Here is a 13272-nt window from a genome sequence, read left to right as displayed (position 1 = left end):
ATGACCGAGGTGAAAGCCGCGGCCGGGACAGAACTGCCCGGAGAACTGGGGGCTGAAATGCTGGGATTCGTAAATGAACTCAAGCAGTTTCGCTCAGACATTCAGAAACAACTGAAAGTACAGGAAGATCGCATGACCATCATGGACCGCAAGAGCATTTCCCGGGCGCGTGCCCCTTTGTCGGCTGAGGCCGATCAGGGCGCGCCCTATCAAAAGGCGTTTGACGCCTATGTCCGCCATGGGGACGATGCGGCGCTGCGCGGGTTGCCGTTGGAAGGTAAGGCAATGACCTCGACCTCGGATGGCGGGTTCCTTGTTGCTCCGACCGTGGCGATGCAGGTGCAGGACGTTCTGACCGGCACCGCCTCGTTGCGACGGATTGCCAATGTCGTGACAGTGGAATCGGCGAGCTATGAGGTGCTGGTCGATATGGGCGATATCGCCCATGGTTGGGCGAGCGAGGATACCGCTCAGGCAGAAACGGGTACGCCGACCGTTCAGCGGGTCGTGATTCCGGTGCACGAGCTTTCTGCCATGCCCAAGGCGAGCCAGCGCCTGCTGGACGACAGTGCCTTTGACGTCGAAAGCTGGCTTGCCGGTCGGATTGCCGACAAATTTTCCCGAGCGGAGGCAGCAGCCTTTGTCAAAGGCGACGGTATCAACAAGCCCAAGGGATTCCTGACCCATGCTACGGCGCCCCATCATGAGGCTGGTGATTCCAGGATCGGAACCTTGCTGTCAGGTGGTGATGGAGATTTTGCCGAAGGGAATCCGGCAGATGCTTTGATCGACCTGGTTTATTCGCTGGGCGCGCAATATCGGGCCAATGCAAGCTTTGTCATGAACTCGAAGACCGCTGCGGCGGTGCGCAAGATGCGCGATGCCGATGGCCGGTTTTTGTGGACGGACTCGCTGGCTTTGGGGCAGCCGGCGCAGTTGCTGGGCTATCCGGTGCTGATCTGCGAAGAGATGCCTGATATCGCCCGTGGCGCTGCTGCGATCGCCTTTGGTGATTTTCGCGCCGGCTATACCATCGTCGAGCGTCCCGATCTGCGCGTCCTGCGCGACCCGTTCTCGGCCAAGCCGCATGTTCTGTTTTATGCCACCAAGCGCGTTGGCGGCGGCGTTACTGATGCCCGCGCCATCAAGCTGATGATCTTCGGCTGATCCAGGGCCGAAGCGGGGCCGCGCGGATTTCATGCCCGCCTTACCGGCAAGTGCAACTGTCCGCGCGCGCGAGGGCGGGCAGCGGCGCGGCCCCTTTCGTGACCCGAGGATGCGGCACCCCAGCGAATGGGAGAATAGAAGATGATGCTTGAGGAAGTGACAGCGCCTGTAGCCGAGGCGCTGCCCGTCGCGGTGTTGCGCAATCACTTGCGGCTGGGCTGTGGTTTTGGCGGGCCTGGTGCTGAGGATGTGGCCGAGACCGCGGCTTTGGCGGGCTATCTGCGCGCTGCCATTGCCGCAATCGAGGCGCGTACCGGCAAGGTGCTGCTGACGCGGCGGTTTCGGCTGCAGCTGGAGCGGTGGCGAGATACGCAGGGCCAGCCGCTGCCACTGGCCCCGGTCGAGGCGGTCGAGGGGGTTGAGATCCTTGACGCCACGGGGGCAGGGACGGTGCTTGATTCTGCGCGCTATCGTCTGGTGCGGGATATGCAACGACCGGTGCTGAAGCCGGTGGGCGTTTTTCTGCCATCTGTCCCGCACGGGGGATGCGTGACGATCAGCTTTCTGGCTGGTTTCGGGGCTGACTGGTCCCGGGTTCCGGCTGATCTGGCGCAGGCGGCGCTGATGCTGGCTGCGCATTATCACGAGGACCGCAGTTTTGAGGGCACCCAGAGTGCGCTGCCTTTCGATGTCAGTGTGCTGATTGAACGCTGGCGCTCTGTCCGGGTGCTGGGAGGGCGCGGCAATTCGCGTGGCGGTGCATGAGCACGCCACGCATGACAGTGCCGCTGGTCGTGGAATCCTCGGCCCGGTTGCCCGACGGGATGGGCGGCTTTCGCCAGTCCTGGCAGGAGGTCGGGCGGATCTGGGCCGAGATGCGCTCGGGCGCGGGTGGTGAACGTGTCGCCGCATTGGGGACGCAGAGCGTCGTGACCTGGCGGATCACCGTCAGGGCAGCGCCTGCGGGCGATACGCGCCGCCCGCGCCCCGGGCAGAGGTTGCGGCTGGGTGAGGGCGCGCAGGCGCGGCGCTTTCGCATCGACGCAGTCGCCGAAAGCGACCCCGGGGGGCGCTGGCTGGTCTGTATCGCGCAAGAGGAGATTCCGGCATGAGCTACCGGGCAACGGCTGCCTTGCAGGCGGCGGTTTATCAGGTGCTGCGCGATAATGCGGCGCTGCGCGAACTGGTCGGGGACGCGATCTATGACGCGATGCCGGTTTCGGCCCCGGCAGGGGTTCATGTCGCGCTGGGTCCCGAAGAAGCGCGCGATGCGGGCGACATGACCGGGGCGGGGGCAGTGCATGACCTGACCGTCTCGGTCTTGTCGGGGGCTGATGAGACCGGCGGTTTCGCGACGGTCAAGGCGGCTGCTGCTGCGGTCTGCGACGCACTGGAAAGTGCGGGCATGACCATCGGGTGTGGCCATCTGGCGGGGCTGTGGTTCCTGCGTGCCCGGGCACGACGGACGGAAAAAGGCGCGGGGCGGCGGGTCGATCTGACCTTTCGCGCGCGCATCGACCTTGGATGAGGAGAAACGGTGATGGCGGTTCAGAACGGACGCGACCTGCTGATCAAGATGGATATGACCGGCGACGGTCATTTCGAAACCATAGCCGGCCTGCGGGCGACCCGGCTGGGTTTCAATGCCGAGACTGTGGATGTGACGAGCCTGGAAAGCGAGGGTCGCTGGCGCGAACTGCTGGCGGGTGCGGGGGTGCGCTCGGCCAGCATCTCGGGCTCGGGTGTGTTCCGTGATGGCACGACGGATGAGCGTGCGCGGCAGGCCTTTTTTGATGGCGAGGTGCCGCGCTTTCAGGTGGTGATCCCGGATTTCGGCACGGTCGAGGGGGCGTTCCAGATCACGGCTTTGGAATATGCGGGTAGTTACAATGGCGAGGCAACCTATGAGATTTCCCTGGCAAGCGCGGGCCCGATCAGCTTTGTCGCGCTTTGACGGCATCAACCCGCTTGCGGGTGAGGTCGAGATCTGGCTGGGCAGTCAGCGCCATGTCGCAAGACTGACCCTGGGCGCGCTGGCTGCGCTTGAGGCCGAGCTGGGCGCCGAAAGCATGATCGCGCTGGTCGAGCGGTTCGAGGGTGGCCGCTTTTCCAGTCGTGACGTGATGGCGGTTCTGGTTGCGGGTCTGCGCGGCGGCGGCTGGACGGGCGGCATGGATGATCTGGCCTTGGCCGATCTGCGCGGTGGGCCGGTCGCGGCTGCTCATGCGGCGGCGGCGCTGTTGTCGCGCGCCTTTCGGATCGAGGGGACATGAGTGGCGGGCTGGACTGGCCCGGGCTTTTGCGTGCCGGGCTGGGCCCCGCACGTCTGGGCGGTCTGGGCCTTACCCCCGGGCAGTTCTGGACGCTGACCCCGGCCGAGCTGGCGCTGATGCTGGGCGTCGACCCGGCGCACGGCGGTGGCGCGATGACGCGTGCGCGGCTGGCCGAACTGGCCGCGCGCTATCCTGACCGGCCTGTCGGTCAGCATGAGAAAAAAGGAGGCGGCGGTGGTGACGAACAGGGACGGGCTTGGCCCGCTCGACGAGGACGAACAAGAGGCGCTGATCAAGGGGCTGGACGAGAATGCCCGGCTGACGGCAGCCTTTGACGCTGAACTGGCCCGCCTGCGCGAGACCATGCTTTACACCAACCGCGAGGCCAGCACGCTGGCCTTTGGCATCGGTGCCGGGCTGCGCCGTGCGTTCTCGGGACTGGTTTTTGACGGCATGAAGCTGAGCGAGGCTCTGAAAGGCATCGCGCGCAGCATGGCGGATACCGCCTTTTCCCTGGCGATGAAGCCGGTCGAACAGGCGCTGGCCGGAGCCATCGCGCAGGGTGTGAACGGGATGGTTTCGGCGGTGCTGCCTTTTCGGGATGGCGCGGCCTTTGTGCAGGGTCGGGTCATGCCCTTTGCCCGGGGTGGCGTGGTCAGTCAGCCGACCTTTTTCCCAATGCGCGGCGCGACCGGGCTGATGGGCGAGGCCGGACCCGAGGCGATCATGCCCCTGCGCCGCAGTGCTGATGGTCGGCTGGGTGTCGCGGCGGCGGACGGCGGGCGGCCGGTGAATGTGACCTTCAATGTCTCGACCCCCGATGTCACGGGGTTCCAGCGTAGTCAAAGCCAGATTGCCGCGCAGCTTGGCCGCATTCTGGCGCGCGGGGAAAGAAACGGGTGAGCAATGGCATTTCATGAGATCAGATTTCCGGCGAGCCTTTCCTTTGGCTCGGTCGGGGGGCCTGAGCGGCGCACCGAGATCGTCGCGCTGACCAACGGTTACGAAGAGCGCCGCACCCCATGGGCGCATTCGCGGCGGCGCTATGATGCGGGGCTTGGCCTGCGCTCGCTTGACGATGTCGCGGCGCTGATTGCCTTTTTCGAGGCGCGGGCGGGGCAGATGCATGGTTTCCGCTGGAAGGACTGGGCCGATTACAAGTCATGCATCCCAAGTGCCGAGGTCACCTTTCAGGATCAGGAGATCGGGATCGGCGATGGGGTGCAGCGTGAATTTGCGCTGTGCAAAGCATATGCCTCGGGGGTCGGTCGCTATCGGCGCCCGGTGATCAAGCCTGTCGAGGGCACGGTGCGTGCCGGCGTGGGGCATGTCGAAAAGCGCGAGGGCGTCGATTTCGAGGTCGATACGGCCACGGGGATCATTACCTTTGCCGCGCCGCCCGAGGCGGATGCCGTAGTGACCGCGGGGTTCGAGTTCGACGTACCGGTGCGCTTTGACGCCGACCGTATCGCGGTGTCGGTCGCTTCGTTTCAGGCGGGCGAGCTGCCTCAGGTCCCGGTGGTGGAGGTGCGGCCATGAGCGGGACAATTGCGCGCGCATGGGCGGTACGGCGGCGCGACGGGCTGGAGCTTGGCTTTACCGATCATGACCGGGAACTGGGCTTTGAGGATATCACCTTCCGGCCTGATTCAGGGCTGAGTGCGCGGGCATTGGTGCAGGGCCTTGGCCTGTCGGTTGATAACAGCGAAGCCATGGGCGCGCTGTCGGATGCCGCGATCACTGAGCAGGACCTGATGGCCGGGCGCTGGGACAGTGCCGAGGTTCGCCTGTGGGAGGTGGACTGGTCCAACGCTGCTAACCGGCAGCTGATCTTTCGTGGCCATCTGGGCGAGGTAGTGCGCAGTGGCGCGGCTTTTAGTGCCGAGTTGCGCGGACTTTCCGAACCTTTGAACAAGGCGCAGGGCCGGGTCTATCACCCGCGCTGCTCGGCGGTGCTGGGCGACGGCAAATGCCGATTTGATCTGTCTAAGCCCGGCTATTCTGCCGAAGGCGTGGTACTGGCCGACGAGGGCGGACGGCTGACGCTTTCGGGTATTGCGGGCCATGATCCGGGTTGGTTCGAGCACGGCCGGCTGATCATGCTGTCCGGTGCTGCCGAGGGGCTGTCGGCCATGGTCAAGGCGGATGTTGCCCAGCCGGGCAACCGGCGTGCGGTTGAATTGTGGACGGCGCCGGGCATTCAACCCGTCGCCGGGGACCGCGTGCGGCTGGTGGCCGGCTGCGACAAGCGCGGCGAGACTTGCCGGATGAAGTTCCTCAATTACCTGAACTTTCGCGGCTTTCCTCATTTGCCTCCTGAGGATTGGCTGATCGCGCCCAAGGTGAACCGATGAGCACGGCTGCGGGACTGGCTGCGGTGGCGGCCGCGCGGGCGTGGATCGGCACGCCCTATGTTCATCAAGGATCGGTTCGGGGGGCGGGGGCGGATTGTCTGGGGCTGATGCGCGGTATCTGGCGCGAACTTTACGGGACCGACCCCGAGCCTATGCCGGCCTATACCCCCGACTGGGGTGAGGTCGGCGGGACCGAGCTTATCCTGGGTGGTGCGGGGCGCTATCTGCTGCCCGCCCAAGATGAGCAGCCGGGCGATGTGCTGGTCTTTCGCATGAGGGCCGGGGCTATCGCCAAGCATCTGGGAATATTGGCGGAAATTGGTGCAGAGGCGCGTTTCATCCATGCCTATGACCGGCATGGGGTGGTGGACAGTCCGCTGTCGGCGCCGTGGCGGGCGCGGATTGCGGGACGTTTCCGGTTTCCGCCTCTTTGAGGGAAAGGTTAGAGCGCAATGGCGACGATTCTGCTGGCGGCGGTCGGGGCATCGCTGGGTTCGGGCTTTGGCGGCACGGTTCTGGGGCTTTCGGGCGCGGTAATTGGCCGGGCGGTCGGGGCGACGCTGGGGCGGGTGATTGATCAGCGTCTTTTGGGCGGTGGCTCGAAGGCGGTTGAGACGGGGCGCGTGGACCGGCTGCGCATTCAGACTGCGGGCGAGGGAACCTCGATCCCGAGGCTGTGGGGCCAGATGCGGCTGCCCGGGCACGCGATCTGGGCCGGTCCCGTGGTCGAGACCCGGCGTGAACATGGCGGTGGCAAGGGCTCGGGTCCCAGTGTGACCGAGATCGGCTATCGGCTGAGCTTTGCCCTTGCACTGTGCGAGGGGCCGATCCTTGGTGTCGGGCGGGTCTGGGCGGATGGAGAGGAGGTCTCGGCCGATGATCTGAACATGCGGGTCTATCCGGGGGACGAAGATCAGCTTCCCGACCCGGCCATTGCCGCGCAGGAGGGGGATGATGCCCCCGCCTATCGCGGCATTGCCTATGTCGTCTTCGAGGAGCTGGCGCTTGAGAAATGGGGCAACCGCGTTCCGCAGCTTTCGTTCGAGGTGACCCGGGCAGCAAAGGACGGTCGCGGCCTGTCGCGTGAGGTGCAGGCAGTGGCAATGATCCCCGGTACCGGAGAGTACTCTTTGGCTACCACGGCGGTCAGCCTGGATCTGGGCCTGGGCGAGACGCAGGTCATCAATCACAACACACCTTTGGCTGCGAGCGATTTCCGCGCCTCGATGCGGACGCTGGGGCGCGAGTTGCCGAATGTCGGTTCGGTCTCGCTGGTGGTGTCATGGTTTGGCGATGACCTGCGCGCGGGTGAATGCCTTGTGCAGCCAAAAGTTGAAGATCGCAGCCGTGACGGACGTGAGATGGCCTGGCGCGCTGGCGGCATCGGGCGGGGTGAGGCGGGTGAGGTCGCGCGCGTGAACGACCGGCCGATCTATGGGGGCACTCCGGCCGATGCCTCGGTGATCGAGGCGCTGCGGGCGATTGCTGCAAGTGGCCGGAAGGGGGTGTTCTATCCGTTCATCCTGATGGAGCAGCTGGCAGGCAACCGTCGCCCCGACCCGTGGAGCGGCGCTGTGCATCAGCCGGTCATGCCATAGCGGGGCCGGATCACCACCAGTATCGCCGCGGGCCGCGATGGCAGTCCCGCGGGCACGGAGACGGCTGAAGCCGAGGTGAGGCGATTTTTCGGCTCTGCCGAGGTGCGGCATTTCTCGCGCGATGGCACGGTTATTTCCTACAGTGGGCCGCAGGAGTGGTCTTATCGCCGGTTCATCCTGCACTACGCCCATCTATGCGCGGCTGCAGGGGGGATCGACGCCTTTCTGATCGGCTCGGAGATGGTAGGTCTGACGACGATCATGGGGTCGGGCCACTCATTCCCTGCGGTCGATGAGCTGCGCCGGCTGGCGGCCGATGTGCGTGCCATTCTGGGACAGGGGGTCAAGATCGGCTATGCCGCTGACTGGTCGGAATATTTCGGCCATCACCCCGGCAACGGCGATGTACATTTCCATCTGGACCCGCTGTGGGCGGACAGGAACATCGATTTCATCGGTATCGACAATTACATGCCGCTGTCGGATTGGCGCGAGGGTGAGGACCATCTGGACGTCCATTTCGGCCGCATCGACAATCCCGCCTATCTGCGCGGCAATGTTGCGGGGGGAGAGGGTTACGACTGGTATTACGCCAGTGATGCCGACCGGCAGGCGCAGCGTCGCACCTTGATCGAGGACGGGGCGCATCACGAGCACTGGATCTGGCGTTACAAGGATATCCATGGCTGGTGGCAGAACCGCCATCACGATCGCATCAGAGGCGTGCGGCAGGCCAGGCCCACCGCATGGGTGCCGCGCAGCAAGCCGGTCTGGTTTACCGAGATGGGCTGTGCCGCGCTGGATAAGGGCACCAACCAGCCCAACAAGTTCCTTGATGCGATGAGTTCGGAATCGATGTTGCCCCACTTCTCGGACGGGCGGCGGGATGACGTGATTCAGGCGGCCTATATACGGGCGATGACCGAGTACTGGTCCGACCCGGCCAACAACCCTGCCCGTGCCGCCTATGGCCGGACGGGTGCAGGCCGGATGATCGACATGGATCGCGCGCATGTCTGGTGCTGGGACGCGCGGCCCTATCCGGCCTTTCCCGCCCGTACCGACCTGTGGTCGGATGGCCCGGCATGGGAGCGGGGTCACTGGCTGAACGGTCGTGCTGGTGCCGTGCCTCTGGCCGATGTCGTGGCCGAGATCTGCCATGAGGCAGGCGTGCGGGCTTTTGACGTCGAGGGCTTGCGGGGGTTGGTGCGGGGATATGTGCTTTCTGGTTATGAAAGCGGTCGCGCGGCATTGCAGCCCCTGATGCTGGCGCATGGGTTCGATGCCGTCGAACGTGACGGTGTCCTGCGCTTTGTCATGCGCGGCGCGCGCGTCGATGCCGAGCTTGGTCCCGATGACATGGCGCTGGCCGAGGAGGTCCAGTCTGTCGAGGTCCGGCGTGCCGCCGATGCCGAGATGGTTGGTCGTATCCGTCTGTCCCATGTCGAGGCCGGGGGTGATTATGCCGTGCGCACGGCTGAGACGATGATGCCGGGGGCAGAATTCCTGCCGGTCTCGGACAGTGAGCTGGCCATGTCGCTGACACGCGGCGAAGGTCGGGCGCTGGCCGAGCGCTGGCTGGCAGAGGCAGCGGTTGCGCGGGACGGGGTGCGCTTTGCCCTGCCGCCCTCGCTGGGGCATCTGGGGCCAGGTGATGTGGTGCGGCTGGCCGAACCCCGGGCCGAGGCGAAACGCTGGCGCATCGACCGTGTCGAGCGGGCGGGTGCGATCACCGTCGATGCGGTGCGGGTCGAACCGGGGGTCTATCGTCCCGCCCGGATCGCCGGAGGAGAGACGGTCCTGCGTCCCTTTGTCCCGCCGATCCCGGTCTGGCCGGTGTTTCTGGATCTGCCGTTGCTGCGCGGGGACGAGGCGCCCCATGCGCCGCATCTTGCGGTGACGGCGACGCCATGGCCGGGGGCAGCAGCGGTCTGGGACTCGGCGCAGAAAACCGGCGGGTATCGGTTGAACCTGACGCTTGCTGAGCCTTCGATTATGGGGCGTACTGAAAACCCGCTTGCTGCGGCCCGGCCCGGGGTTTGGGACCGTGGCCCCGCACTGCGTCTGAGGGTCAAGGGGGGCAATCTGCGCTCGGCCTCAGAGGAGGCGCTGATGGCGGGGGCGAACCTGCTGGCCATCGGTGACGGTTCGCCCGAGGGGTGGGAGCTTTTGCAGTTTGCCGAGGCGCGCCTGATCTCGGCCGGTTTGTGGGAGATATCGACCCGGCTGCGCGGGCAGGCGGGTACAGATGCCTTTATGCCCTTGGTCTGGCCCGTGGGCAGCATTGTTGTCTTACTGGATGGTGCGGCGCAGCAGGTGGATCTGCCGCCCTCGGCCCGCAATCAGCTGCGTCACTGGCGTGTCGGTCCGGCGGTGCGTGCTCCCGATGATCCGAGCTATCGCCATATCGCCATGGCGTTCCGAGGCGCTGGGCTGCGGCCGCTATCGCCCTGTCATCTGGAGATGCGCGGCCGGGTTGCGACCTGGATCCGCCGCACGCGGATACAGGGCGACGGCTGGGAGGGGGCTGACGTTCCCTTGGGCGAGACGCAGGAGCGTTACTTGGTCCGGCTGGTTCGGGACGACGGGCATGTACTGGCACGTGCCGTGGTCGATGAGCCGCGCTGGACGGTACCCGCGGATGTTTGGGCCGAGGCCGCAACAGGAGGCGGCCTTGCCCTTGAGGTTGCCCAGCTTTCCGACCTGTTCGGAGCGGGTCCCTATGCAAAAAGGATGATCCATGTCTGAGAATACGACCGCCAACTGCGACCTGCCGCTGCTGATGCCGGCGCAGGCGCAAAAACATGTCACCGTCAACGAGGCGCTGATGCGCCTGGACGGTCAGGTCGATCTGGTCATGCAAAGCGTGACGCGTATCAACCCGCCCGATACGGTGGCCGAAGGGCTGTGTTGGGGTGTGCCGCAAGGTGCGGTCAACGCCTGGGAGGGGCAGGGCGGCAAGATCGCCATTGGCGCAAACGGAGGCTGGATCTTTGTTCAGCCGGGCTTTGGCCGCCGCGCGATCATTGCCGATGAAGGGGTGACGGCGATCCATGACGGTTCACACTGGGTGCCGGGTGCGGTGACGCTGGGCCGCCATGGTTCGGGGCTGCTTGCGCGGCAGCTGTCCGAGGATGTTGCGCTGGGGCAGGGCCCCTCATTCGATACGGCGATATTCATTCCCGCGGGGGCGCTGGTCTTCGGCGCGACGGCGCGGGTGATCGAGGGGATCACGGGTGGCGCGACCTCATGGTCGCTGGGCACGCCGGGCAATGCAGACAGTCTTGTCCGGTTTGGCCAGGGGCTTGGCAAGGCGCAGGGCTCATGGGCGCGGGGGCTTTTGTCGCCACCCATGGTGTTCTGGGAGCCTGTGCCACTGAGGCTGACTGCAAAGGGCGGCCAGTTCGCTGGTGGCAAGGTGCGTGTCGTCCTGCATTGGTGGGAATTGCGGCTGCCGGATTGAGCAGACTTTTCGCGCCCGTCGGTTTCCGCTAGACTCGGTGAATGAAACTGACGGGCGCGCCTGAATGAACCTGCAGAAAGATATGATCGAGCCGCTATCGGACGCGCGGGACGCCCCGCGCGATTCGGTCTGGGGCCGTATCCAGCGCGAAGCGCGGATCGCCGTGCGCGACGAACCCCTGCTGGGGGCGCTGATCCATGCCGGGCTGTTGCACCACGCCACCTTTGAGGCGGCTTTGGCCTATCGTTTTTCGCTGAAACTTGCCTCGCGCGAGATGAGTGAGCAGATCTTGCGCGAGATTGCGGACGACGCTTTTTCCCGCGCGCCCGAGCTTTCTTCGGCGGCGCAGGCCGATCTGTTGGCGGTCTATGACCGTGATCCGGCTACCCACCGGCTGATGCAGCCGATCCTGTTCTTTAAAGGTTATCAGGCGCTGCAAGCCTATCGCATCGGGCATTGGCTGTGGCAGCAGGGCCGGAGCGACATGGCCTATTTCGTGCAGATGCGCTGCTCGGAGGTTTTTGGCGTCGATATCCACCCGGCAGCACGCATCGGGACGGGCGTCATGATCGACCACGCCCATTCCATCGTCATCGGCGAGACGGCCGAGGTCGGCAATGATGTCTCGATGCTGCATTCGGTGACGCTGGGCGGCACCGGCAAGGAGGATGGCGACCGGCATCCAAAGATCGGCAATGGTGTGATGATTGGGGCCGGGGCCAAGGTGCTGGGTAATATCCGCGTCGGCCATCACTCGCGCATCGCCGCCGGTTCGGTCGTGCTGAGCGAAGTGCCGCCTTGCAAGACTGTGGCGGGCGTGCCGGCACGGATCGTCGGCGATGCCGGCTGCCCGGAGCCTTCGAATTCCATGAACCAGCTTTTGGGTCAGGAAGACCTGTTCTAAAGCCAGTCGGCGTTGCCGCTGCCGGTCAGCTCGGACAGGGTGATGTTTTCGCGTGCGAGCCGCTGATCCAGTTCGCGCGCAATGCGGCTGGCCAGGGAAAAGCCCTGATAGATCAGCGCCGAGTAGATCTGTACGGCCGATGCTCCGGCGCGCAGCTTTTGCCATGCCTGTTCGGTCGAGCCGATTCCGCCCACGCCGATCAGCGGCACCCGTCCCTGTGTCTCGCGGTAGAGGCGGGCGAGGACGCGGGTCGAGCGTTCGAACAGCGGCGCGCCTGACAGGCCGCCCGCTTGGGGCGCGTGGGGTGAGCTAAGGCCATCGCGGGTCAGTGTGGTATTTGTGGCGATGATCGCATCGACGGGCGCGGCCAGCGCCACGGCCGCGATATCGGCAATCGCGGCGTTGTCCAGATCGGGGGCGATCTTGATGAATACAGGCGGGCAGTTTTTCAGGCTGTCACGTGCCTGCAACACGCCCTGCAACAGCGCCGCAAGAGCCTCGGCCCCTTGCAGGTCGCGCAGTTTCTCAGTGTTCGGCGATGAGACGTTGACGGTCAGGAAATCGGCATGGGCGCCACTGATGCGCACGACCTCAGCAAAATCGGCGCTGCGGTCGATGCTGTCCTTGTTAGCCCCGATGTTCAGCCCGACCGGAATGCCCGACGGGCGCGCGGCAAGTCGTTGGGCAATTGCCGAAGCGCCTTGGTTATTGAAGCCAAAGCGGTTGATGATGGCGCGGTCTTCGCTTAGCCGAAAGAGCCGTGGCCGGGGGTTGCCGGGCTGGGCGCGCGGAGTGGCGGCGCCGACCTCGATAAAGCCAAAGCCCGCCCGCATCAGCGCTGGCAGAGCGCGGGCGTTCTTGTCATAGCCCGCCGCCAGCCCAACCGGATTCGGCAGATCGAGCCCGGCAAGGCGCAGTCGCAGCCGACCAGAGGTGACGGGTTGGCCCGGCAGCGGCACCAGCCCCTTTCGCAGAGCCAGGATCGAGAGATCATGCGCACGCTCGGGGTCGAGGCGATGCAATGCGGCAAGGCCCATCCGCTCGATGAGGTTCATGTGATATCTCCGATATCGTGGCCGCCGGGGCCGAGAGGCAGAGGGCGGCTCCACAGCACGTCATTGGCCCTGAGTTCGCGGTAGAGATGCGGGAACAGATCACCACCGCGCGATGGTTCCCAACGCAGCGCGTCCAGCGCCCTGGAATCGAGAGCCAGCAGATGCAGCCCGTCTTTGCCTGCAAAGTGACGCGACAGCGTGCCGGGAAGCTGTGTTGCAGTTGACAGGTGGATATAACCATCGGCCAGATCCACGGGTGCGCCAAGGCTATGGCCCTGATGCGTGAAGGCCTGAAACTCGGCCGCGTGAAAGATCTTGTAAACCAGCATGGTGGGTTCATGCGTTGCACCGTGCGGCCCGTCAAGCGCCATTGAGCCTGCGGCTTGTCAGCCAACATGATCGTCAATTGACGGAGCCGCGGCCATCCCCCAATCTGCGTTTCATTCGGACATTCGGGG

The 13272-nt window shown here is 65.2% G+C and carries 15 protein-coding genes and 1 pseudogene; 14 read left to right on the top strand and 2 right to left on the bottom strand.

The window, feature by feature from the left end; genetic code table 11:
* The 14 genes and pseudogenes from PARACOCCUSGL_RS0105820 to cysE all read left to right on the top strand — a co-directional run bounded on the left by PARACOCCUSGL_RS0105820 (position 1) and on the right by cysE (position 11759).
* Positions 1-1167 carry a phage major capsid protein gene (locus tag PARACOCCUSGL_RS0105820; protein ID WP_029371604.1) on the top strand — a complete coding sequence of 389 codons (1167 nt, stop codon included), beginning with the start codon at positions 1-3 and terminating at the stop codon, positions 1165-1167.
* A 141-nt stretch (positions 1168-1308) separates the two neighbouring features.
* Positions 1309-1932 carry a hypothetical protein gene (locus PARACOCCUSGL_RS0105815; RefSeq protein WP_010394119.1) on the top strand — a complete coding sequence of 208 codons (624 nt, stop codon included), beginning with the start codon at positions 1309-1311 and terminating at the stop codon, positions 1930-1932.
* Positions 1929-2279: a head-tail adaptor protein gene (locus PARACOCCUSGL_RS0105810; protein WP_029371603.1), complete on the top strand. Its 351-nt coding sequence runs from the start codon at positions 1929-1931 to the stop codon at positions 2277-2279. The genes PARACOCCUSGL_RS0105815 and PARACOCCUSGL_RS0105810 overlap by 4 nt, the downstream gene beginning before the upstream one ends.
* Complete coding sequence (locus PARACOCCUSGL_RS0105805) at positions 2276-2695, top strand: DUF3168 domain-containing protein (protein ID WP_010394115.1); 420 nt, start codon at positions 2276-2278, stop codon at positions 2693-2695. The genes PARACOCCUSGL_RS0105810 and PARACOCCUSGL_RS0105805 overlap by 4 nt, the downstream gene beginning before the upstream one ends.
* Positions 2696-2707: 12 nt before the next feature.
* Positions 2708-3121 carry a phage major tail protein, TP901-1 family gene (locus PARACOCCUSGL_RS0105800; protein ID WP_010394113.1) on the top strand — a complete coding sequence of 138 codons (414 nt, stop codon included), beginning with the start codon at positions 2708-2710 and terminating at the stop codon, positions 3119-3121.
* Entirely contained in the window at positions 3108-3440 is a 333-nt protein-coding gene (locus PARACOCCUSGL_RS0105795; RefSeq protein ID WP_010394111.1) for a gene transfer agent family protein, read from the top strand. The genes PARACOCCUSGL_RS0105800 and PARACOCCUSGL_RS0105795 overlap by 14 nt, the downstream gene beginning before the upstream one ends.
* Positions 3437-3775 carry a phage tail assembly chaperone gene (locus tag PARACOCCUSGL_RS22670; RefSeq protein WP_083825816.1) on the top strand — a complete coding sequence of 113 codons (339 nt, stop codon included), beginning with the start codon at positions 3437-3439 and terminating at the stop codon, positions 3773-3775. The genes PARACOCCUSGL_RS0105795 and PARACOCCUSGL_RS22670 overlap by 4 nt, the downstream gene beginning before the upstream one ends.
* A complete protein-coding gene (locus PARACOCCUSGL_RS0105790; protein WP_029371601.1) occupies positions 3678-4343 on the top strand; it encodes a phage tail tape measure protein in 666 nt (221 codons plus the stop codon). Before PARACOCCUSGL_RS22670 ends, PARACOCCUSGL_RS0105790 begins: the two co-directional genes overlap by 98 nt.
* A 3-nt stretch (positions 4344-4346) precedes the next feature.
* On the top strand, positions 4347-4979 hold the full coding sequence (locus PARACOCCUSGL_RS0105785) for a DUF2460 domain-containing protein (protein ID WP_010394106.1): 633 nt from the start codon (positions 4347-4349) through the stop codon (positions 4977-4979).
* Positions 4976-5794 (top strand): DUF2163 domain-containing protein, encoded by an 819-nt coding sequence (locus PARACOCCUSGL_RS0105780; RefSeq protein ID WP_010394103.1) that lies wholly within the window; start codon positions 4976-4978, stop codon positions 5792-5794. The genes PARACOCCUSGL_RS0105785 and PARACOCCUSGL_RS0105780 overlap by 4 nt, the downstream gene beginning before the upstream one ends.
* Complete coding sequence (locus tag PARACOCCUSGL_RS0105775) at positions 5791-6228, top strand: NlpC/P60 family protein (protein WP_010394100.1); 438 nt, start codon at positions 5791-5793, stop codon at positions 6226-6228. Before PARACOCCUSGL_RS0105780 ends, PARACOCCUSGL_RS0105775 begins: the two co-directional genes overlap by 4 nt.
* An 18-nt stretch (positions 6229-6246) precedes the next feature.
* A pseudogene (locus tag PARACOCCUSGL_RS20295) lies at positions 6247-10140 on the top strand (glycoside hydrolase/phage tail family protein).
* Complete coding sequence (locus PARACOCCUSGL_RS0105765) at positions 10133-10855, top strand: DUF2793 domain-containing protein (RefSeq protein WP_010394098.1); 723 nt, start codon at positions 10133-10135, stop codon at positions 10853-10855. Before PARACOCCUSGL_RS20295 ends, PARACOCCUSGL_RS0105765 begins: the two are co-directional and overlap by 8 nt.
* Positions 10856-10919: 64 nt before the next feature.
* On the top strand, positions 10920-11759 hold the full coding sequence (gene cysE, locus PARACOCCUSGL_RS0105760) for a serine O-acetyltransferase (protein WP_010394094.1): 840 nt from the start codon (positions 10920-10922) through the stop codon (positions 11757-11759).
* On the opposite strand, the gene PARACOCCUSGL_RS0105755 is transcribed toward cysE, so the two are convergent.
* Both PARACOCCUSGL_RS0105755 and PARACOCCUSGL_RS0105750 read right to left on the bottom strand, forming a co-directional pair.
* Positions 11756-12814, bottom strand: a complete 1059-nt coding sequence (locus PARACOCCUSGL_RS0105755) for a quinone-dependent dihydroorotate dehydrogenase (RefSeq protein WP_010394092.1) — start codon at positions 12812-12814, stop codon at positions 11756-11758. The genes cysE and PARACOCCUSGL_RS0105755 overlap by 4 nt on opposite strands.
* Positions 12811-13143 carry a DUF952 domain-containing protein gene (locus PARACOCCUSGL_RS0105750; RefSeq protein WP_029371598.1) on the bottom strand — a complete coding sequence of 111 codons (333 nt, stop codon included), beginning with the start codon at positions 13141-13143 and terminating at the stop codon, positions 12811-12813. The genes PARACOCCUSGL_RS0105755 and PARACOCCUSGL_RS0105750 overlap by 4 nt, the downstream gene beginning before the upstream one ends.
* Positions 13144-13272 lie beyond the last annotated feature (129 nt).

Origin of the sequence: Paracoccus sp. TRP (assembly GCF_000185925.1) — a bacterium.
In the GTDB taxonomy this organism is placed as follows: Bacteria; Pseudomonadota; Alphaproteobacteria; order Rhodobacterales; family Rhodobacteraceae; genus Paracoccus; species Paracoccus kondratievae.
The sequence above is the reverse complement of the archived record's forward strand: the minus strand, read 5'-3'. Positions and strand labels throughout refer to the sequence as shown.